General features: G+C 66.9%; 11 protein-coding genes. 3 read left to right on the plus strand and 8 right to left on the minus strand.

Translation table 11 applies throughout. From position 1 onward, the window contains the following. Nucleotides 1-8: 8 nt before the first annotated feature. Genes ACMZ6R_RS00575 through ACMZ6R_RS00600 form a run of 6 tightly spaced genes read right to left on the minus strand, consistent with a single transcriptional unit; the run spans nt 9 to nt 5,771 of the window. Nucleotides 9-1,181 carry a radical SAM protein gene (locus ACMZ6R_RS00575; RefSeq protein ID WP_416108703.1) on the minus strand — a complete coding sequence of 391 codons (1,173 nt, stop codon included), beginning with the start codon at nt 1,179-1,181 and terminating at the stop codon, nt 9-11. Then, nucleotides 1,178-2,083, minus strand: coding sequence for a radical SAM protein (locus ACMZ6R_RS00580; RefSeq protein ID WP_416108704.1), 906 nt, complete (start codon nt 2,081-2,083; stop codon nt 1,178-1,180). The genes ACMZ6R_RS00575 and ACMZ6R_RS00580 overlap by 4 nt, the downstream gene beginning before the upstream one ends. Beyond that, a complete protein-coding gene (locus tag ACMZ6R_RS00585; protein WP_416108705.1) occupies nt 2,080-3,225 on the minus strand; it encodes a glycosyltransferase family 2 protein in 1,146 nt (381 codons plus the stop codon). The genes ACMZ6R_RS00580 and ACMZ6R_RS00585 overlap by 4 nt, the downstream gene beginning before the upstream one ends. Next, nucleotides 3,222-3,923: a hypothetical protein gene (locus tag ACMZ6R_RS00590; protein WP_416108707.1), complete on the minus strand. Its 702-nt coding sequence runs from the start codon at nt 3,921-3,923 to the stop codon at nt 3,222-3,224. Before ACMZ6R_RS00590 ends, ACMZ6R_RS00585 begins: the two co-directional genes overlap by 4 nt. Further along, nucleotides 3,920-4,627, minus strand: coding sequence for a cytidylyltransferase domain-containing protein (locus tag ACMZ6R_RS00595; RefSeq protein ID WP_416108708.1), 708 nt, complete (start codon nt 4,625-4,627; stop codon nt 3,920-3,922). The genes ACMZ6R_RS00590 and ACMZ6R_RS00595 overlap by 4 nt, the downstream gene beginning before the upstream one ends. Continuing rightward, on the minus strand, nt 4,617-5,771 hold the full coding sequence (locus tag ACMZ6R_RS00600; protein WP_416108710.1) for a glycosyltransferase family 2 protein: 1,155 nt from the start codon (nt 5,769-5,771) through the stop codon (nt 4,617-4,619). The genes ACMZ6R_RS00595 and ACMZ6R_RS00600 overlap by 11 nt, the downstream gene beginning before the upstream one ends. A gap of 339 nt (nt 5,772-6,110) precedes the next feature. On the opposite strand from ACMZ6R_RS00600, the gene ACMZ6R_RS00605 reads away from it, so the two are divergent. Together ACMZ6R_RS00605 and ACMZ6R_RS00610 are read left to right on the plus strand one after the other, a co-directional pair. After that, nucleotides 6,111-6,941 (plus strand): glycosyltransferase family 2 protein, encoded by an 831-nt coding sequence (locus ACMZ6R_RS00605; protein ID WP_416108712.1) that lies wholly within the window; start codon nt 6,111-6,113, stop codon nt 6,939-6,941. After that, complete coding sequence (locus ACMZ6R_RS00610) at nt 6,938-8,164, plus strand: radical SAM protein (RefSeq protein WP_416108713.1); 1,227 nt, start codon at nt 6,938-6,940, stop codon at nt 8,162-8,164. Before ACMZ6R_RS00605 ends, ACMZ6R_RS00610 begins: the two co-directional genes overlap by 4 nt. A 156-nt stretch (nt 8,165-8,320) precedes the next feature. Here the strand turns inward: ACMZ6R_RS00610 and ACMZ6R_RS00615 are convergent, their stop codons facing one another. Continuing rightward, complete coding sequence (locus ACMZ6R_RS00615; protein WP_416108714.1) at nt 8,321-10,351, minus strand: glycosyl transferase; 2,031 nt, start codon at nt 10,349-10,351, stop codon at nt 8,321-8,323. 100 nt (nt 10,352-10,451) lie between these two features. Further along, on the minus strand, nt 10,452-19,730 hold the full coding sequence (locus ACMZ6R_RS00620; protein WP_416108715.1) for a beta strand repeat-containing protein: 9,279 nt from the start codon (nt 19,728-19,730) through the stop codon (nt 10,452-10,454). A gap of 431 nt (nt 19,731-20,161) precedes the next feature. Here ACMZ6R_RS00620 and ACMZ6R_RS00625 point away from each other — a divergent pair, with 431 nt between their 5' ends. Continuing rightward, complete coding sequence (locus ACMZ6R_RS00625; RefSeq protein WP_416108716.1) at nt 20,162-22,126, plus strand: sigma-54-dependent Fis family transcriptional regulator; 1,965 nt, start codon at nt 20,162-20,164, stop codon at nt 22,124-22,126. Nucleotides 22,127-22,228: the final 102 nt, after the last annotated feature.

Below are 22,228 nucleotides of genomic sequence, written 5' to 3' on the forward strand. Positions count from 1 at the left end.
CCGCGTTCTCAATCGACGATCTTGTCCTGGGCGTCGATGTAGTGCTTCGGATCGGTGATGGGCGCGGGCGTGACAATGGGCGCGGCCTCGCCAAAGCCGAAAAACGAGGCGTAGTCGCCGTGGAAGCCGTCGCAGATGCCCCGCGCGCCGCAGGCCTCGCAGGCCGGGGCGTACCTGTAGCCGCAATGCTCCACGGCCCGGATGCGGGCGTTTTCGCGGTAAAGCTCCTCGGTGGTGAAACGCTCGGCCACTTCGGCCGGGATGGCCCGGTACAGGGGCGAACGCAGGTTGGCCTCGCGCAGGGTAAGCAGCGGCGACAGCCCGCCGTCGCGCCTGCGCTGGGGCTTCATGTCCGTCCAGGACCAGGAGGCGTAGTCCCACTCGTGGGAGTCGTAGGGCAGCTGCTGGAAGTCGTAGATGTTTTTCCGATAGGCGTCCGGCAATTGGCACAGGGGGAAATAGCGCACGTTGGCCTCGATGCCGGCGCGCTCCAGGCTGTCCAGGGCAGTAACCAGGGGCGGGGTCACCTCGCCGTAGGCCGGCACGTCCTTGCGGGAACGCTCGCCGGTCTGCTGGTCCTCGAAGGGATTAAAGGCGATGAAGTTGACCACCCGCGCCCCGATCTCGACGGCAAGCCTGGCCACATCGGCAAGCTGCGGCAGGGCGGAGCGCGTCAGCACGCAATTAAACCGCACCGGCAGCCCCACGGCCAGGCAATTGGACAAGGCCTCCATCTGCTTCTTGTGCGCCCCGGGCACGCCGACCACGTCGTCGTAATTGTCCCCCAGGCCGTGGACGCTGACCAAGAGGTCCCGCACGCCGGCATCGGCCAGACACCGGCAGGCCTGCCGCTTGGCCAGGGCCAGACCGTTGGTGATGAGCGTCGGCGTCAGCCCGATGGTCGCGCAGTGTTCGCAGAGACGCTCGATGCCCGGGAAAATGGTGGGCTCACCGCCCTGGATGTCGATGGCCCGGTTGTCATAGTGGCTACGCAGGGTATCGACGATGGCGGTCGCCTTTTCCAGGCTCATGAAGGGATGTTCGGGATGGTCCCTGGCTTCGATGCGCGTCTGGAAATAGCAGAACCGGCAGCGCAGGTTGCAGGTCTGGCCCAGCCAGACCACGCCGCGCTTGGTCAGGGACCGCTCCCTGGTCGTGGGGCAACGGGAAGACGCATTCATGCCCGCTCCTCCGTCGTTCCGGCCGCGTCCCCGGCGGCCTCCCCGCTTTCAAGACGCCGGGCGATGCGCGCCCGACAGGCCAATTCCTCGCCGCGATCGATGGCCGACATGTACCAGTTGGGCCCGGGATGCCAGTCGGCTTCCAGGCCGCCGTGAAAGACCTCCACCTTGCCGGCCGCCGCCTTGGGCGAACCGAGGGCGGTAAGCCGCCGCAGGTTCCCCGGGCTCACGTCGTCGATGCCCTCCGCGCTCGGCCGGCGCGGCAGCGCGATGGCGCAACCGCAATGCGGGCAGGCGCGCGCCATCTGGTCCCCATAATCGCCGGGAACGCGTTTCCACCAGCCGGGCTCGACGGGCCAGCCGCCCGGGCCGTCGAAAAGCATGTCCAGGCTTGCGGCAACCTCGCAGAAAAACGCGCCCTTGGGCGTAATGGACGCCGACCAGTAACGCTGCACCCAGCAGTCGTCGATCAGCCGCCACATTTTCCTGGGATCGGCGACGACTTCCCGCGCCGCCACCAGCACGGGCTGGTGCAGGATCTTGTCCAGGCTGTGGTCGTTAAACGACTGGTAGCCGAACACCTCGCGTATCAGCGTCCCGTATTTCTGGCCCAAGGCCTTCGGCACGGTGGACCACAGGCCCCGGCGTTTGCGGTCCGGGACGACCGAGGCCAGGTAGGCGGCCATGGCGGCGAAGTCCGGGTGCACCAGCGGTTCGCCGCCGATCATGCCGACGACGCCGGGAAAATCGGCCAGCGAATCGACCGCCCGCGTAAACGTGTCCATGTCCATGAAAAACGGCTTGCGATGATGCCCGACCAACCGCGTGCAGTTGGAGCAGCGGTTGGGACAGGCATTGGTCACATCGATCTGGATGATCTGCATCCGGGAAAGGGGAATCATGTCGCCTGCCTCCCGTCCGGCCGCGCGGGGCCGGGCCTGTCGCCCCGCGTCGCCGCGACCGGCAGAATCTTGAATTTCTCGCTGACCGGCGTGCGCGACCGCGCCAAGGCGGCCCGCGTCGCCAGCCACAGGTAATGGGCTGTCGCGCGGGGGAAGATCTCCGGATATCGGGCCACCAGCCCCGGCAGCTCGGCGGGCTTCACCAGACGCAGCAGGAACCGGACCAGCCCCTTGCCCATGAAGATGGGATAAAAGAGGTCCCTGTTCTCGCACACGTGGCGGATGATGGTCTGCCGGAAAAGGTCATGGGGCGGATGCCTGTCCAGGTCGCCCACGCTGTTGATGTTGCCGAGCACCGGGTTGGAGCCGAAATTGTTTTGCCCGTGGCGGCGGTAGCAGCCATGGATGGTGGGCACGAGCAGCGAATCGCCGAGCAGGTGGCAGAAATGGGCGATGTAATAGTCGGCGCAGATGCGGAAGGTGGTCCCGTCCCGGGGCATGACGCGCTCCACGGTGCTGCGCCGGAATACCATGGAGCTGGACGTGGCCCAGACCCAGAAGCCCTTCTGGAAGCTCGTCTGGCGCACGTGGCGGAAATAGCCCTTGGACTGGTGGTCCATGTGCTGCCCGGCGATCACCTCGCCCGCGCCGTTTATCTGGTACTGGTTGGTGCTGGTCATGGCCACCGTGGCCACGGTGAGGTGCGCCCGCATGTGGGCGGTCAGGAAATCGGGCAACAGCACGTCGTCGGCGTCGAGCATGACCACGAAGCTGCCCGTGGCCCGGGCCAGCCCGTCGCGAAAGGCCTCCATCTGGCCGCCGTTGGCCGGGCGTTCGATGAGCCTGAAGCGTTCGGGCGCGGCTACGGTCGCCAGAAACGCCCGCACCCGGGCCACGGAATCGTCCGTGGAGGCGTCGTCGACCACGAGGCATTCCCAGTTGTCGTAGTCCTGGCCGGAAACGGATGCCAGGCAGTCGGTGATGTAGCGGCCATAGTTGTAGCTGGTGAGAACGAAGCTCACCCGGGGACGGCTGACCGCAACGGCCAAGAGGCGCTCGTCCCGCAAGGCCCCGGGCAAGACAACAGGCGGGCCGGCCTCGGCGGCGTCCCGCGCGGCCGCGATCCTCTCGTGGACGTTCATCGCGCCGCATCCCCCTTCTGGCCCAGCCGGTAGTCTTCCAGAAACGCGGCCAGGGCGACATCCGCCTCCTCCCGCACCCGGAACGTCTCTGTCTTGTCGCAGGGCAGCCCCGCAACCTTGGGCATGCAGGCAAACACCCGGCTCCAGTGGGTCAGGCAGGCCGGAGCCGGCCGGTGGAGCTGCGGGATGAGCTGGCGGTCCACGGTCTTGTGCAGCCAGATCGGGAAAAAGTCCCCGCCGCCGTCCACGCGCGCCATAAGCTGCGGATCGACGGGGCGCATGGGCAAAAGCCGCGCTGTCAGCGGGTCCTCGAGCAGGGTATGGTACATCTTCTCCAGTATCCGTCCATCCAGAAAGGGCATGTTCCAGGGCAGGAAAAAGGTCAGGTCGGCCTGGGTTCCGGTCTCCAGGGTCAGCTGGAACTCCCGGGACAGGTTCTGCCCCTCGATATTGAAAAAATTGAAGGGATGGCCCCGGAAAAATTCCGGGCAGGCCAGAATCCTGGCCCCGAGCCCCTCCCCCGCTCCGGTGATGGCGGGGAGATCGGTGAGCACGCACAGCGTATCCACGACGCCGCTTTCCCGGCAATGCCGCGCCACCCGCGCAAGCAGCCCTTCTCCGGCGAGTCGCCGGTCCCACAGCGCCGCCGTGCCCGGATCGAGCCAGGACAGGGCCAGAATGACGGCGGAGGTGTTCATGACGCCCCCTCCTCCCGCGCCCGGTCGGAAAGGTAGTGCAGGGCAAAGGGGATGTCGTCCGCGTGCTGGAAGTCGAAGCCCTCGCGGGGCGAAACCTCGTGGTAGCGGGTGCGGCTGTCGCCGGTATTGCGCATGGTGTGATCGACCACGGCCGCGCCGACCATGCGGAAAAGCGGTGGATTGGCGTCCGGCGTCCGGTCCGTGTCGTTCCAGATCGGGAAAAGCCGGCCATTGGCGGGATTTTCCAGGCACAGCCCGCCGGCCACCCGGCTGACGGCCTGGACGCGAAACACCTGGCCCCGGCTCTCGCGCAGGAGGTCGTACATGGCCCGCAGGCTTTCGGGCCGCAGGCAGATGCAGTTGCAATTGAGCGGCACCACATAGTCGTAACGCCGGCCCAGGTGATCTTCCATCTGCCCGTCCTGGGTGCGACACCACTCGCCGAACGTCCAGCCGCCGCCAAAATAATGCACCATGTCCCTGGGGCGAGGCAGGGCCACGGCCCCGGCCTCCCGGGCGATGTCGGCCAGTTCCGCGTCCTCGGTCCAGACGAAGACCGTGTCGATAAAACCGGCCTGCCGCAGGATGTCGATGGCCCAGGCGAGAACCGGCCTGCCGTGGAGCCGGAAGGCGTTTTTCCGGTAGAGCGTGGAACCGCCGCCCCGGGCCATGATGAGCCCCACCACCAGTGGATCAGCTGCCATGGCGACAAGCCTCCGGTGTCGGTTGCGTTCCCGCGAAAAACGTCCCCAGCCGCTGGCGCAGCCGGCCGAGCCAGATGCGGCCAGGAACGGGCGGCGGCGGCACAAAGGCGGTCTGGGGCGGATCGATGACCATGAGCCGGGCGTCAAAGGGACTGCGGTCATAAGCGAAGCGCGTCAGGCGGAACCGGACGTAGCGGCGCAAAAGCCCCCGGCCGCAGGGCGCGAATTTGTCCGCATGTTCCGTGAGAATCCGGCGCATCTCGTCGTAGCGGGCCAGCCGGTAAAGCATGACCAGCAGGCCCTGGGGCCCGAAGATGGGCTTGAACCGGTCGTAGTGGGCCAGCACGTGGGCGATCATGGCCCGGCGAAAAACGTCATGAGGCGGATGCTTGGCCACGTCGCCCAGGGCGTTTATGGCCCCGACCAGCGGATTGGCGCTGAAATTGTTCTCCCCGTGGCGGCGGTAGCAGCCGTGGATGGTGGGAATCAGGATGGAATTGCCGACCTGCTGGCAGAAATGGGCGATGTAGTAGTCGGCGCAGATGGGGAAGGACACGCCGGGATCGGGCAGGATCAGGTCCAGGGTGGCCCGGCGAAAGACCATGGAGCTGGCCGTGGCCCAGATCCACCAGGTTTTCTGGAACACCTGCTGGGGCACGTAGCGGTAAAACCCCTTGGCCAGATGGTCCGGGTGGTCGCCGCCGATGACTGTGCCGGCCGCGTCGATCTGGTACTGGTTGGAGCTCGTAAAGGCCACGGCCTTGGTGCCGAGGTGCACGGCCATGTGGGTTTCCAGGAAATCGGGCAGCAGCACGTCGTCGGCATCGAGCATCATGACAAAGGGGCCGCCCGCCAGGGTCAGGCCGTCGCGAAAGGCCTCCATCTGCCCGCCGTTGCCCTCCCGCCGGACGTAGCGGAAGGCCGCCCCGCTCCCCGGCCCGGCCAGATAGGCGGTCAGGACCTCGTGCGTGTCGTCCGTGGAGGCGTCGTCCACGACAATGCACTCCCAGGCCGTGTAGGTCTGGCCACGCACGGACTCCAGACACGCGACGATGAACCGGGCGTAGTTGTGGCTGGTGACGATGATGGAAACGAGCGGCCGGCCGACGCCGACGGCTTCCAGTCTGGGATCCCATGCAAACATGTTTTTTCCAACTCTCCGACAAATACCCTGCCCCGTTGGGGCGCCCGTTCGCGATAGCGCCAACGCCTTGGCCTGACGCGAAAATTTGCTTCCCGGAACATACGCCAGCCGGCTTCGGGGCGTAAAGGACCCGGGCACTGTGCCGCGCATGAAGGGGAAACCCTTTCCCGGCTCGTGGCGACCGGACCAAGTGGCGGCCGGCATCCCCCTGGACCAGACGGCGCTTTGTCCCGTACATCCGGGGAGGCGTCCGACCCGCAACCGGGAAAAAACGGCCGTGATACGAACCGCATGCGCCGATCATGCCAAACTTTCGCCGGTCCCGCGAGGTGCCGCGCCATGCCGCAATCAGCCCCCTTCCCCACGGTGTCCGTGGTCGTGCCGGCCTACAACCAGGCCCGCTATTTGCGCGCCTGCCTGGATTCCCTGTGGTTTCAGGACTATCCGGCCCTGGAAATCGTGGTCGTGGACGACGCCTCGACCGACGACACCCGGGGCGAGCTGGCCCACTTCCAGGACGACCTGGAGCATCGCCAGACCTCGTTCGCCAGCCATTACGACGCGGACAACGACGTCATCGAGCGAACCCGGCACCCGGTCTACCTCGCCGCCGGCCGCGCCTTGCGCATCGTGCGCCACGAGCGCAACCAGGGCCTCGGCCAGACGCTCAATACCGGCATCGCCGCCTGCACGGGCGACTACTGCACCTACGTGCCCTGCGACGATCTGGCCTACCCCCACATGCTGGCCAGCCTCGTCGCCGCGCTTACGGAAAGCGGCGCGGACTTCGCCTACGCCGACATGCACATCGTGGACGACGCCATGCGCGTGCTGCGCCGCTTCGCCCTGCCGGACTACGGCTTTACGGCCTGCTTCGGGAACTGGTACCTGCTTGGCGTGTGCAAGCTCTACGCGCGCGCCCTGCACGACCGCTGCGGCCTCTACGACCCGGCGCTCCTGGCCCACGACCACGACATGTTCCAGCGCTTCGCCCTGGCCGGGGCGCGCTTCGTCCACGTGTCGCAAGCGCTCATGGCCGTGCGGGACCATCCCCAAAGCCGGCGGGTGGACATCCACGCCCCAGACAACTGGGCCAGGCTTCTGGAAGAGTCCAAGGAACTCGTGCGGCAAGCCCGGGCGGCCGTGGCCAGGGGGGACGTCGCGCCATGACCTTTCCCGGCGTCGCCCGCCACACGCCAGGACACCTCGGCCGCGGCGCGGTGCTCGACCTGGGGCTACGCTGCCCCCACTCCTGCGCCTTCTGCTATTACAGCTTTTTCGACGGCGGACCGGAACAATTTTCCGCCCTGCGCCGGGCCAAAATGCGCGATACCGCCTCGTGCCGCGCCATCGTCCGGGCCATTGCCGCCAATGGGCTGACCCATCTCGACATCACCGGCGGCGAGCCGACCGTGCACAAGGGACTGCCGGAGATCGTGGCCGAAGCCGTTGCCGCCGGGCTGGCCGTGCGCTGCATCACCCTCGGGCAGTTTCTCCTGCGCGAACGCGACCGGCGCACGCTCCTCGACCGGCTCCTCGAAGCGGGCCTGACGGACCTGCTTTTTTCGCTCCATGCCGCTGACGCGGACGCCTTTGCCGCCACCTGCGGCGGGTCGCTCGCCACCCTGCTTGCGACCATGGACGCCCTGGACGCGCGCGGCTTCCAGTACGCCTGCAACACAGTCATGCTGGAGCGAAACCGCCGCAGCCTCCCGGACATCGCCCGGCTGGCCGTCGCCCGGGGCGTCTACGCCGTCAACTTCATCGCGTTTAACGCCTACCATGCCTGGCGCGGCATGGACCAAGCCGCCGCCCTGGCCGCGTCGTACACGAAAATCCGGCCCTATCTGGAAGAAGCCGTGGCGATCCTTGCCGCCGGCCGGGTCGCGGCCAACATCCGCTACGTGCCCTTATGCGCCTTTCCGTCCCTGGCCGCCCATGTGGTCGGGGTCCTCGGCGTGCCCTACGACCCCTACGAATGGCGCAACCGCTGCCTCAACCACGACCAGCCGCCGGCCTACTGCGCCGAGCCCCTGGCAATTCCGGCAAGCGGCGTGCGCCCGATCCATGCCTTCTCGCCGCTGGCCGAAACGCTCCCCGACGGCACAACGCTTTGCGGCATGCGCGGCGACCGCTTCAAGCTCTTCCCGGCCCAGTGCGCCGACTGCCCGGCCCGAAACGCCTGCGACGGCGTGGACCCGGTGTACCTGGCCCGCCACGGCGCATCGGAACTCGCGCCCCTCCCCGAAACGACCGCCGGGCCGCTGCTCCGAAAACGCCTGGACTACCTCCCCGCCTTCCTGGTCAAGACCCGCCCCGACGCCGACATGCGCGGTGCGTTAAGGGAGGAATGGGGGGGAGGGAAAAAGGAACCTGGGGGGAAACCTTTCTGAAGAAAGGTTATCCCCCCAGGCCCCCCTTCCAAAGACTTTCAATAAAATTCAGTTGGTACGGTGAACACCGTATCCATTGAAAACTTTAGTAAGGGGAGAGCGCGAGAGGGGAAACCCTTTCTTGAAAGGGTTTCCCCTCTCGCACCCTCTTCCCTCCTAATGCTCTTCAATTCCCGGAAATTTCTCAACATCGGTAACGAGGCGGCGGTCGCGGGCAAGGGGGCGCTGCCGGTGGCGTTTGGCGAGGTGTTCCGACCACCAGCCGTGGTAGTCCCCGAGGGATTGCACATCCAGGGCTTCGTGGTCCATGCGGGTGGCGACTTCCAGGTAGGCGTCGAGGTTGGTCAGGTCCGGTCGCGGCAGCCGGCCGGCTTTGAATGCTTCGAAGGCCTGGGCGTAGAGCCCTTCGAGTTTGCCGACGAGCAGCGGCATGTCGAAGAGCACGCAGGAGTCATGGGCGTCGCGCAGCTTTTCCCGCACGGCGCGCAGGGACTGCGGGTCCTTGCCGAAGGCCACGGCCCGCTGGATAAAGGCCTCGGGCGTCTCGCACACCATTTCCGGCAATCCGGCCGCGCGCACCAGGCTGCCGCAGACCCGGGAGGCGAACGACCGACCGCTCAGGGTCAGGACCGGCACGCCCATCCACAAGGCGTCCGAGGCGGTGGTGTGCGCGCCGTAGGGCGTGGTGTCCAAAAAGAGGTCCGCCAGGGGATAGCGGGCCAGATGGTTCGGATTTTTGACCTTGGGCGCGAAGACGAGCCGTTCCCCGGCGATGCCACGCCCGGCCGCGTAGTCGCGCAGCCGCTTCTCCACCGTCTCGGGACCACCGAGCAGCCACAGCACGCTTCCCGGCACCTCGGCCAGGATCGACAGCCAGCGCTCGAAGGTGAACCGGTGCACCTTATGCAGGCCGTTGAAGCAGCAATAGACCATGGTCCCTTCGGGCAGGCCCGCCTCCGCCCGGGTGGGCCGTTCCGGGGCCACGGTCCTTGTCCGGTTGCTCGGCTGGTAGCACGGCAGACGCAGGACCTCTTCCGTATAATAGAGCTCCTGGTCCTTGGGAATGATCCAGTCGTCGGCGATGATGTAGTGATGGTACGGGCTGGCCATGGTGCCGGGATAGCCCAGCCAGTTGATGATGACCGGCGCGGGGCGCAGGGCAATCAATTTGAGGCGTGCGTCCCGGGTGTAGCCGTTGCAGTCGACCAGGATGTGGATGCCGTCGTCGACGATTTTTTGGGCCGCCGCCGCGTCGTCCAGGTGGCTGATCGACGTCCAGTGGTCGGCTTCGGCCTTGTACTTCGCGTGCAGGGCGTCCTCGGCCTCGATGCCGCAATAGTAGGCGTGGACCTCCACCTTGCGCCTGTCGTGCAGCCCGAAAATTTCGGTCATGAGATAGCCCATGGCGTGCTCGCGCAAGTCCGAGGAAAGGTAGCCGATACGCAGCGTCCCGGTCTGCTCCAGGGCCTTGGGCCAGGCAAAATGCGCCCCCCCGGGCTGGCCGACATCGAGCTGGTTGTATCTGGCGGCGATGGCCAGTTGCAGGATGGGGTCGTCGGCAAAGGCCCCGGCGGAGAGAGGCGACATGCCTTCGAGGAGCAGCGTGCGGTCCACCCGCTCCGAGGGCAAAAGCACCGGCCACTCGCATTGCCGCTGCCGCAGCGCGACCAGATGCTGGATGACCTCCCGCTGCTGTCGGTCCAGTTCCAGGCTTTCCCGCAGCATGTTTTCCGCGCTCTCGTCCTGGCTTAACGCCTCCAGCGCCCGGGCGCTCTGGTTGAGGGCCGTGGTCTTGTGCATGACGGACGTGCCGGTGATGGCCCCCATTTTGGCCAGGCCGGCCGACCACTGGATGACGGCCAGGCCGATCTTGCCCTGCCGCTCGTAGATGCGCCCGAGATTGATGTAGGCCGGCATGAATTCCGGATGCTGGGCAATGGCCTGCTCGAGACATTCCCGGGCCGCGTCCAGCTTGCCGATGTCCTGAAGCGCGACCGAATAGTTGAAGAGCACCGCGTAACGCAGCGGATCGTCGGGATGGTGCCCCAGCCAGGCGGCGTAGACCGTCTCCACCGAGGCCGCCTGTCCGCTGCGCTTGAGGGTTTCCGCCGTCTTGATGAGGTCGATGACGCTAAACGAGGCCGCCATGGAGGTCAGGAGTGCCGGAGAAAGAACATCGTTGGTCATGATGCCGCCTGAATACTTGCGAGGTGTAAGGTGATGCCGTCAGCCCCGATGCGGGGCGACGCCGCCTGGAAACGGCGTCGCTTCATGTCGGGACCGTTGTTTAAGCCTTGGCGTTTTCCACCGCTTCAAGCTGTGCTTCCGTCATAGAGGCCAATTGCGTCGTCGTAAAGGCATTGAGCTGGGTTGCGTTGAGCGCGTCGATCCCCTCCGTGGTCAGGGCCGCGATGGTCGTGGTCGAGAGCCTGGAGATGGTGGTCGTGGTCAGGCCGCTAAGCTGCACCCCGGACAGGGAGCCGATCTGGGTCGTGGTCAGGGAACCGAACTGCTCGGCGCCCATGGCCCCGATCTGGGTGGAGGTGAGGATGGCCAGCTGGGCCGCCGTGAGGTTTTGCATCTCGGTTGCGGTCAGGCTGGAGATCTGGATTTCGTCCATGGACGCGACCTGGGTCGTGCTGAGCGCTTGCAACTGCTCGGTGCTCAGCGACCGCAGCTGCACGCGGTTAAAGCCGTCGAGCTGGGTCGTGGTCAGGGCCGCCATCTGCGTGGTCGACAGACTGTCGATCTCGGTGGTGGTCAGGGCCCCGATCTGGGTGGACGTCAGCGCGCCGAACTGGGTGGTGGCCATGTCCGCGATCTGCGTTTCGGTCAGGCCCTTGATGCCGTAGACCGACAGCGCCGCGACCTGGCTCGTGGACAGGGCCGCGAACTGGGTATCGGTCAGCGCGCCCACCTGGGCCGCGGTCAGGCCGCCCATCTCGGTCGTGGTCAGCATCTGCACCTGTGCGGTGGTCAGGCTGGCCAGCTGGGTGGCGGAGAGGCCGGAGACGCCGGTTTCGGAGAGGCTCTTGAACTGGGTCGCGGTCAGGCTGGACAGCTGCGTCGTGCTGAAGCCGGCGATGGCCGTGGCGGCAATGGCCCCGATCTGCTCGGTGGAGAGCGCCGCCAGCTGGCTGGTGGACAGGCCGGACAGCTGGGTCGCGGTCAGGCCGGAGATGCCCGTGGTCGAAAGCGCCGCCAGCTGCCGGGTGGTCAGTTCGTCGATCTGGGTCGTGGACAGGGCCGCGACCTGCGAGGACGTGAGCCCCGAGAGTTCCGTGGTGGTCAGGACCGCAAGCTGGGTGGCCGTCAGGCTGGCGATGGCCGTGGTCGAAAGCGCGCCCATGCCGGTGGCCGAAAGGCCGCTCAACTGGGTGGTGGACAGGGCCGCGATGCCCGTGGTCGTCAGTCCCGAGAGCGCCGTGGTCGAAAGCGCGGCCATTTCCGTGGTCGTAAGCGCGGCCAGCTGCTGGGTGGACAAGGCCGCGATCTGGTCGGCGGTCAGGCCGGAAACGCCTGTGGTCGAGAGGCTCGCGATCTGGGTCGGGGTCAGCGCCGCCAGCTGGGTCGTGGACAGGGCCGCGATCTCGGAGGACGTCAGGCTCGCGATCTGGGTCGTGGAGAGCGCCGCCAGGCGGGTCGCGGACAGGGAGCCGACCTGGGTGGTGGTCAGCGCGCCGATCTGGGCCGCGGTCAGGGCCGCGAACTGCTTGGAGCTGAGCGCCTCAAGCTCGGTCGCGGTCAGGCCCGAAACGGCTGTGGTGGAGAGGTGCGCGACCTGGGTCGTGGTCAGCGAGGCCAGCTGGGTCGTTGTCATCGCCGCCAACTGGGTCGCGGTCAGGCCCGACACCTGGGTCGTGGTCAACGCCGCCGTCTGCGTGGTCGAGAGCGCGGCCAGCTCGGTCGTGGTCAGCGCGCCGATCTGGGTCGTGGTCAGCCCGGCCAGCTGGGTCGCGGTCAGCCCGCTTATCCGCGTGGGATCAAGCGCGGCGATCTGCGTCGTGGTCAGCCCGGCCAGCTCGGTCGTGGTCAGCGCCGCGAACTGGCTATCGGACAGTCCGGCCAACTGGGTCGCGGTCAGCCCGGCCATGGCCGTGGCGGCAAGGGAAGCCAGCTGGGTGGTGGACAGCGACGTCAGCTGCGTCGTGGTGAGGGAGGCCAGCTGGGTGGAGGTGAGTCCGCCCAGCTCGGTGGCCGTCAGCTGCCCCAGCCGGGTGGTGGTCAGGGACGAAAGCTGGGTCGTGGTCAGCGCGCCGATCTGCGTCGTGGTCAGCGCTTGCAGTTGCCGGGTGGTCAGGGAGGCCAGCTCGGTCGTCGTGAGCCCGGCCACGGCCGTGGTGGAAAGCGCCGCCAGCTGCGACGTGGACAGGGCGGCCAGCTGTTCGGCGTCAAGCGCCGCCACCGCGTCGCTGGTCAGGGCCCCGACCTGGGTGGTGGTCAGCGCCGCCATCTGGGTGGCGGAAAGCGAGGCGATCTGGGTCGCGGTCATCGCCGCGACAGCGGCAGTGGAAAGCGCCACCAGCTGCGCCACGTCCAGGACGTCCAGCTGGGTCGTGGTCAGGGCCGCGGCCTGGGTGGCGGTCAGGCCGCCGATCTGGGTCGCGGTCAGCGAGGCCAGAAGCGTGGTGGAAAGCGAGGCGATGTCCTCGGCCGAAAGCCCCCGCACGGCGGCCACGGAAAGCGCGGTCAACTGGCTTTCCGACAGGGCGGCCAGCTGGTCGGCGGTCAGGGCCGTGATCTGGGTGGCGGTCAGGCCGCCGATCTGGGTCAGGCTCAACTGGGCGATCTGGGTCGCGGACAGCGCCTGCATCTGGGATTCGGTGAGCCCCGCGATCTGCGTCGTGGTCAGGGCCGAAAGCTGCGCCCGGCTCAATGCCGCCAGTTCGGTCGCCGTCAGGCCGCGTATGGCCGTTTCGGAAAGCGCCGCGATCTGCGTCGTGGACAGGGCGGCGAGCTGCGCCGTGGACAGGGACGCCAGCTGGCTTTCGGTCAGGCCGGAAATCTCGGTGGTGGTCAGGGCGGCCATCTGGCTGGCCGCAAGCCCCGCCATGGCGGTGGTGGTCAGACCGCCGACGGCCGTTTCGGAAAGGGCCGCCACCTGCTCCGTGGAAAGCCCGGCCAGCTGGGTCGCGGTCAGGGAGGCCGCCTGGGAGGCCGTCAACCCGGCCATGGCCGTGGCGGTCAGGCTCCCCCACTGGGTCGCGGCCAGGGAATCAAGCTGCGCCGTGGAGAGCGCCGCCATTTGCGCGGCCGTCAGGGCCGCCGTCTGCCGGGTCGAAAGCGCCGCGATCTCGGTCGCGGTCAGGCCGCTTACGGCCGTGGTGGAAAGCGACGCCACCTGGGTGGTGGCCAGCCGTTCCAGCTGGGTTTCCCGCAACGCGGCCACCTGGGTCGAGGTGAGGCTCGCCATGGCGATCATGGTGAAGGCGTCGATCTGGGACGTGGTCAACGCCGCGATCTGGGAGGTGGTCAGGTCGCCGATCTGGGTGGTGGAAAGCGCCCGGATCTGGGTCGTGGTCAGGGCTTCGATCTGGGTCTGCGTCAGCGAGGCGATCTGGCTGTCGCTTAACGCCGCGATCTCGGTTGAGGAAAGCGCCGCCACCTGCTCCGTGGAAAGCGATGCCACCTGGGTGGTGGTCAGGCCGCCTATGGCCGCGGCGGAAAGCGCCGCCATCTGCTCGGTGGAAAGCGAAGCCAGTTGGGCGGCGGTCATGGCCCCGAGCTGGGTCCCGGCCAAGCCGGCCAGGGTGGTGGTGGAAAGGGCCGCCAGCTCGGTCGTAGTCAGGGATGCGATCTGGCTGGTGGTCAGGGCCGAAAACTGGGTGGACGTCAGCGCGGAAAGCTGGGTGCCGGACAGGGAGGCCATTTGCGTGGCGGACAGAGCCTTAAGCGTGGTCGTGGACAGCCCCGCGATCTGCGTGGAGGAAAGCGCCGCCAGTTGTTCCGGAGACATGGCGGCGAATTCGTCGGTCGTCAGGCCGGCCATGGCGGTCGCGCTCAGGGCGGCGATCTGCGTGGTGGCGAGCGAGGCGATCTGGTCCGTGTCCAGGGCGGCAAGCTGCGTGGCGGACAAGGACGAAAGCTGGGTCGTGGTCAGGGCGGCCAGCTGCGTCGCGTCGAGGCCGGAAAGCGCCGAGGCGGCAAGCGCGCCGATCTGCGCCGCGGTCAGGGCCGCGATCTGCTTCGTGGTGAATTCGCCGAGATCGGTGCTGGTAAGCGAGGCGATCTGGGTGGTGGAAAGCGAGGCGATCTGGGTCGTGGTCAGCTTGGCGATCTGGGTCTCGTCGAGGCCGGAGACGCCGTTGCCGCTTAAGGCCGCAAGCTGGGTGGTGGAAAGCGAAGCCAGCTGGGTCGTGGTCAGCGACGCCGCCTCGGTGGCGGTGAAGGCCGCAAGCTGGGTGGCGGTCAGGCCCCGCAGCTGGGCGGTCGCAAGCGAAGCGATCTGGGTGGCGGAAAGACCGGCAAAGGCCTTCGTGGTCAGCGCCCCGATCTGGGTGGAAGAAAGCCCCGAAAGCTGGGTGGCGGAAAAGGCCGCCATGTCCGTCGCCTCGAGGCCGCTTACGGCGTCGACGGAAAGCGCGGCAAGCTGGGTAGACGTCAGGGCCGAAAGCTGGGTGCTTTCCAGGGCCGCGATTTCCGTACTGGTCAGCCCGCCGATCTGGGTGGTGGTCAGGGCCGCCATCTGCGTGACGGCCAACCCTTCCAGCGCGGTTTCGGAGAGTGCCGCAAACTGGGTCGCGGTCAGGGCCGCAAGCTCGGTCAACGTCAGTTCGGACACGTCCGTGCTGGTAAAGCCGCTGATCTGGGTGGCGGTCAGGGCGGCCAGCTGGGACGGGGTCAAGGCCGCGACCTGGGTCCTCGTCAGGGCGCTGACGCCGGTGCTGGAAAGCGACGCGATCTGGGTGGTGGTCAGGGAGGCCAGCTGCGTGTCCGTCAGCGAGGCCAGCGTGGTCGTGGTCAGCGCGTTGAGCTGGGTCGCGGCCAGGCCGCGCAGCTGGGAGGTTTCAAGCGAGGCGATCTGGGTCGCGTCGAGTCCGGTCAGGGCGCTCGTGGTCAACGCCGCGATCTGGCTGGAGGAAAGCCCGTCCAGCTGGGTCGTGGTCAGGGACGCCAGGTCGGTCTTGTCGAGGCCCCCGATGGCGTCGGCGGAAAGCGCGGAAAGCTGGGTGGAAGAAAGCGCCGCCAGCTGAGTGGTGGAAAGCGCCGCGATCTCCGTGGCGGTAAGGCCCGACAGCTGGGTCGCGGTCAGGGCCGCCAGCTGGGTCGCGGTCAGCCCTGCCAGGGCGTCGGCGGACAGGGCCGCCAGCTGGGTGGAGGTCAGGGACGCCAGTTCGGTCAGGGTCAGCTCGGACACGTCCGTGCTGGTCAGGCCGTTTACCTGGGCCACGGACAGCCCGGCCAGCTGCCGCTCGCTCAGGGAGGCGATCTGGGTGGAGGTCAGGGCGCTGACCGCGGTGGAGGTCAGTCCCCGCAGTTGCGTGCTGGACAGGGCGGAAAGCTGTTCCTCGGTCAGGGCGCGGACCTCGGTTTCGGTCAAGGCACCCATCTGGGTCTGGGTCAGGCCGTGCAGCTGGGTGGTGGAAAGCGACGCCATCTGGGTTTCGGAAAGGCCGGCCAGGGCGGTGGTGGAAAGCGACGCCATCTGCCCCGCCGTCAGTCCCGCCAACTGCTCCGTGGTCAGGGCGGCAAGCGCGTCGCGGCTGAGCCCGCTTATCGCGCCGGTCGCCAGCGCCGCCAGCTGGGTGGCGGCAAGCGCGGCCAGTTGCGAGGTCTCCAGGGAATTGAGCTGCGTCGCGGTCAGGCCCCTGGCCTGCCTGGTGGTCAGCGCCGCGATCTCTTCCGTGGTCAGCCCCTGCAAGGCCTCGGTGCCGAGGGCGGAAAGCTGGGTGGAGGTCAGGGCGGCCAGTTCGGTCAGGGTCAGTTCGGCCACGTCGGTGCTGGTCAGCCCGCGCATCTGCGTGGTGGTCAGGGCGGAAAGCTGGGTTTCGGACAGGGCCGCCATCTGCGTCGACGTCAACACGCTCAGATCCGTGCCGCTTAAGGCCTTTGTCTGGGCCAGGGTCAGGGCGGCGAGCTGATCCGTGGAAAGCGCGGCGGCCACCGTGGTCGTAAGTCCGGCCACCTGGGCCGTGGTCAGGCCGCGCAGCTGGGTCGTGGACAGGTCCGCGACCTGATCGGCGGAAAGACCGGAAAGCGCCGTGGTCGTCAGGGCGGAAAGCTGGGTGGTGGTCAGCGCCGCAAGCTGGGTTTCGGACAGCGCCCCCACCTGGGCCGCGGTCAGGCCGCTAACGGCGGAGGTCGAGAGGGCCGCGACCTGTTCGGCGGTCAGGCTCCCGATCTGGGTGGTGGTCAAGGCGGCGCTCTGGGTCTTGCCCAGGCCCCGCAGCTGGCTCTCGGTCAGGGCGGCCAGTTGTTCGCGCGACAGCGCTTCGAGGGCCTCGGCGGTCAGGGCTCCGATCTGGGTGGACGTGAGGGCGGAAAGCACCCTGAGGGTCAGTTCCTTCATGTCCGTGGCCGACAGTCCGCTTATCTGCGTGGCGGTCAGCGCCGCGATCTGCGTGGCGGTCAGGGTTTCGAGCTGGGTGGCGGTCAGTTCACTCACGCCGGTGCTGGTCAGGCCCCGCAGCTGCGTCACGGTCAGGGCGGCCAGCTGTTCGGCGGTCAGATCGCCCACTGCCGTGGAGGTGATCGCCGCCAACTGGGTGGAGGTCAGCCGGGAAAACTGGGTCACGGAAAGGCTCGAGAGCTGGGTGCCGTCAAGCGCCGCGATCTGCGTGGTCGCCAAGGCCGAAATCTGCGTGGTGGCGAGCATGGCCAGTTGCGATTCGGAGAGCGAATCGATCTGGTCGGCGGTCAGGGCCGCGATCTGCGTCGTACGCAGCGACCTCATCTGTTCGGCGGAAAGCGCTTCCAGTTGGTCCTCGCCAAGGGCCCGGATGGCCGTGGTGGTGAGGCTTCGCAGCTGGGTGGTGGTCATCGCCTCCAACTGGGCGTCGGTCAGCGCCGAGGCCTGCGTGGCCGTCAGGGCGCCTATCTCGGCGGTGGAAAGCGCCGCGATCTGCGTGGTCGTCAACTGCGCGATCTGGTCCTCGCCAAGCCCCTTGATGCCGGCGGCGGAAAGCCCCGCGAGCTGGGTCGTGGTCAGGGCCGCCAGCTGCTCGTCCGTGAATCCGGACACGGCCGAGGCGGTCAGGGCGGAAAGCTGCGTCGCCGACAGCGCGGCCAGCACGGTCAGGCTCAATTCACCGATGTCGGTGCTGGTGAGGGACTTGAGCTGGGTGGTGGTCAGGCTGGCCAGCTGGGTTTCGGTCAGCGCCTCGAGCTGCGTCGTATCGAGCTGGCTTATGGCCGTGCCGGTCAGCGCCTTGAGCTGGTTGAGGCTCAGCGACGCCAGCTGGGTTTCGTCCAGGGACTCGATGACGGTCTGCGAAAGCGAGGCCATCTGCACCGCGCTCAGGCCGTCGAGCTGGGTGGTGGTCAGCACCTCGACTTCGGCGGCGGTCAGGCCCTTCAGCTGGGTCTTATTCATGGAGCCGAGCTGGGTTTCGCTCAGGGCGGCGAATTGCTCGGTGGACAGGTTGCCGATGTCCGTGCTGCTCAGGCCCCGAAGCTGGGTCGTGGTCAGCCCGGCGATCTGGGTGGTGGTAAGGGCCGAAATCTGGGTGTCGGCCAGCGCCCCGAGCTGCGTGCTGGTGAGCCCGGCCATCTGCGTGGCCGAAAGCAGGGCCACCTGCTCTTCGCTGAGCCCGGCCAGGGCGGCGGCGGTGATGTATTTGATCTGGGTCGCGGTCAGCGCCGCCAGCTGGGCCAGACTCAGTTCGCTGATGTCGGTGCTGGTCAGGGATTGGATCTGGGCCGTGGTCAGGGAGGCCACCTGAGCGATGGACAGGACCGTGAACTGATCCTCGCTCAAGCTGCTCAGCGAGGCGCCGGAAAGGCCCTTCAGCTGCGTTTCGGTCAGCGCCCCCAGTTCGTCGGCGGTCAGGGCCTTGGCCGCCTTGGTCGTCAGGGAGGCCAGCTGGGTCGGGGTCAGCACGCCGATCTGGGTCGTGGTGAGAAAGGGAATCTGATCCTCGGTCAGGCCCCGTATCTGCGCGCCGCGCAGGACCGACAGCTGTTCGGTGGTCAGGGCCTGGATCTGGGCCGTGGATAAAAGCGAAATGCCCGTGGCCGTAAGCCCCGTCAGGGCCGTGGTGCTTATGGCGGCGATCTGGGTGGTGGAAAGGGCCGCGATCTGCGTATCGGCCAGGACCGAAAGTTCCGCCTTCGTCAACCCGGCGATCTGGGTCGCGGTCAACGACGCGATCTGTTCCTCGCTCAAGCTCTTGATGGCCGCCGCGTTCAGCGCCCCGATCTGGGTGGACGAAAAGACGGACAGATCGTCCATGGACAGCTCATCGATATCGGTACTGGTCAACCCGCTGAGCTGCTTTTGCGTCAACGCCGCCAACTGGGTTTCGGTCAAGGCCTCGAACTGCGTCATGGTCAGCACGCTGACGCATTTGCTGTTGAGCCCCTGTATCTGCGTTTCGGTAAGCGAGGCCAGCTGGGTTTCCGTCAAGACGGCGGCCTGGGTCGTTTGCAGGTTCGCCAGCTGTTCCGCGGTAAGCCCGGAGAGCTGCGTCGTCGTCAGGGACGCCACCTGCTCCGTGGTCAGATACTTGATCTGCGCGTTGGTCAACGCCCCGATCTGGGTCTGGGACAAGGCGGCGATCTGGGTATCGGCCAGACTGGAAACGACGTCCTTTCTGAGCCACCGGAGGGCCGAGGTATCCAGGGCCGCGATGTTTTCCGCCGACAGATATTCCGCCTGGGCCGTGGTCATGGAGGCAAGCTCGGTCAGGGTGAGGGCGGCCGCCTGGGTGGTGGACAGGCTCGCGATCTGCTCGGTCGTGAGGTATCTGAACTGATTGCCGGTCAGGGAGGCGATCTGCGTCGTGGAAAGCGCGGCGAGCTGGGTGGTGGAAAGCGCGGCGACGCACGTGGTGGAGAGGTAGGTGAACTGCTTTTGCGACAGGGCGCAAAGTTGCGTCGTGGAAAGGGCCTTGAGCTGCGTCGAGGAAAGCGAGGCGATCTGGGTCGCGCGCAGGGCCTGCATCTGCGTGGTGCCAAGTGTAGCGATCTGCGTGGGCGTGAGCGCCGCGATCTGGGCTCGCGTCAGCTCCGTGATATCGGTTTCGGTCAGCCCGGCAAGCTGGGTGGTGGTCAGGGAGGTGATTTCCGTGGTGGTGAAGGTCGACACCTGGGACCGCCCCAGGCCGGAAAACTGCGCGGCGCTCAGATTGACGATCTGATCCACGGTCAGGGCGGCGGCCTGGGCCGACGTCAGCCACGACATTTCCGTCGTGGTCAAGGCCTCGACCTGGGTCGCCAGCAGCGAAGAAAAACCGGTGGCGGACAGGCTGCGAAGCGCCGTCCTGGACAGATGCGAGATTTCCTCTGCGCTGTACGATGTGATGAGTGATACAGTCACGTTGGATTTCTCCTTGCCTTTCGTATTGCATGGCAGCGACACGCTGCCCGACTTGTCCTTGTTGCCGCCATGGTCGCCCAATGCCGACATGCAGGAAATTTCTTCCCGGCAACGGTTAATGTGCAAACTTTAAACCATATTTTATCAAATAAAATGATGTAGTTAAAAATACGGACCATCCGGCAGGCTGCAAAAATTGCCGTTTGGAAAGGTTTGTCGTCGGCGGCAACCGGGGGGAACGAGGGAAAAAGGAAAGGACGCCGGTCCGTATCGCGGTCAGGGCCAGGCCGTCGGTGTGCCCCTGGCCAAACCGTCTTGTCACGGTGCGGGCAAAGCCCGGAAAGCCTCCTCACCGAAAGCGGCGGACAGCACGGGCCGGGCCGGCAAGCCGGTCCACCTTACCTTCTCCCCGCTTTTTTGGTAGGCTGGTTTCCAGGCGTCCCCGGCGTCAGACGGCTCCCGCTTTGGAGACACCCCGAGGACCACCGGCCAGGCCGGACCGAAGCGCCAGGAAGCTGCCTATGGAACGCACCATCTATCCCCCCCTGTCCCAGGACCACATGGACAACATCACCTTGCAGTGGCGGCGCTTCCAGGCCGGCGCCCCGGTCGATCCGGAAATGGTGCGGCCCATGATCCAGGCCTCGTGGAGGCGCTGCCGCCAGGAGAAGCTTCCGGCCGACGACATGCCGCTTTGCCCCATCGACGCCACGGCGCTCACCCTGGCCACGGCCCGAAACCGCGACCTGGTGGAAAGCGCCAAGCACCTCATGGACAAGCTCGTGCTGTCCATCCACATGTCCAAAAGCGTGGTGACCCTGGTCGACACCGACGGGCTGGTGCTGCACGCCTCGGCCACGAGCCAGGACCTGGAGAACGTGCCCTACGGCGTGCCGGGACGGCGCTGCGACGAGAAAACCATCGGCACCAACGGCATGGGCCTTTGCATCATCGAAAAAAAGCCCGTCCACGTCATCGCCTCGGAGCACTACAACGCCTCGCTGCATTACTTAAGCTGCGCCGCCGCGCCCATCCGGGGCGTTGTCGGAGAACTCATCGGGGCGCTCAATCTGGCGATCAACACCGAGAACTTCCACCAGCACACCCTGGGGCTGGTGGAAGCGGCCGCCCACGCCATCGAAGAGCACCTGCGGCTGCGAAGCCTGGTGCGCAACCAGAAGGTCATCCTGGAACTGCTCGACGACGGCGTCGTCGTGCTCGGCGGCGACGGGGCCATCGCCAGCATCAACCGGCAGGCCTGCGACATGCTCGGCCTGGACGACAGCCGGGCGGCCGGCGGCAACATTCGAAACTTCCTGGCCGACAGCGCGGTCCTGGATTCCATCCTGACCTGCCGCACGCCCTTCTACGACCGGGAGATCACCTTCCAGCTCAAGGCCGGCAGGCTGTCGTGCGCCCTTTCCTGCGCGCCTTTCGGCGATCTCGGCGTGATCCTGACCCTGCGCGAGGCCCGGCGCATGCGCAAATACGCCGCCCGGGTGGCCGGGGCCAAGGCGGTCTATACCTTCGAAAATATCGTGGGCAACGCCGCGCCCTTGCACGAGGCCCTGCGGCTGGCCCGCGTGGCCTCGGGGAGCGAGGCCACGACGCTTTTGCTCGGCGAATCCGGCACCGGCAAGGAACTTTTCGCCCAGGCCATCCACAACGCCAGCAGCCGGCGCAAGGGCCCCTTCGTGGTGGTCAACTGCGGCGCGTTGCCGCGAAACCTGGTGCAAAGCGAGCTGTTCGGCTATGTGGCCGGGGCGTTCTCCGGAGCGCTCAAGGAAGGCAGCCCCGGCAAGTTCGAGCTGGCCGACGGCGGCACGCTCTTTCTCGACGAGATCGGGGAAATGCCCCTCGAAGCCCAGGTGAGCCTCTTGCGCCTGCTCCAGGAAAGCGAGGTCACGCGCCTTGGCGGCCAGCAGGCCAAGCGCATCGACGTGCGCATCATCGCCGCCACCAACAAGGACCTGCCCACGGCCGTGCGCGACAAGGCCTTTCGCGGCGACCTCTATTACCGCCTCAATGTGCTCACCATCAGCATTCCCCCCCTGCGCCAGCGCCCGGGCGACGTGGCGCTTCTGGCCCGGGGCTTTCTGGAAAAGTTCGCCGCCACCCTGCGCAAAAAGCAGGTCCGCATTTCCCAGGAAGCCCTGGACGCCCTGGAAGCCTATCCCTGGCCGGGCAATGTCCGGGAGCTCGAAAACTGCATCGAGCGGCTGGTCAACATCGCCCCAAGCGACTGCATCGACATCGCCGACCTGCCCCAGAATATCTGGGCCGACATGGCCCGCGGGCCGCGCGGCAAGGCCGGCGAAGCCTCCATGTCCCTCAAACGCGTCCAAAAAGCCCTGATCCTCGAGACCTTGCGCGAAACCGGCGGCAACTTCCGCCGCACCTCCTCCATCCTCAACATCTCCCGCACCACGCTCTACACCAAGCTCAAGCAGTACGGCATCGCGGCGGACACCTTTCGGGCGTCGTAGGAAGGGAAAGAGGAGATGCCTCCGGCGGCCAGGGGGAAACTTTTTGAAAAAAGTTTCCCCCTGGACCCCCTTCAAAAACTTTCAATAGAGGGAAGCCGATAT

It is taken from the genome of Solidesulfovibrio sp. C21, assembly GCF_047785625.1.
Lineage (GTDB): Bacteria > Desulfobacterota > Desulfovibrionia > Desulfovibrionales > Desulfovibrionaceae > Solidesulfovibrio.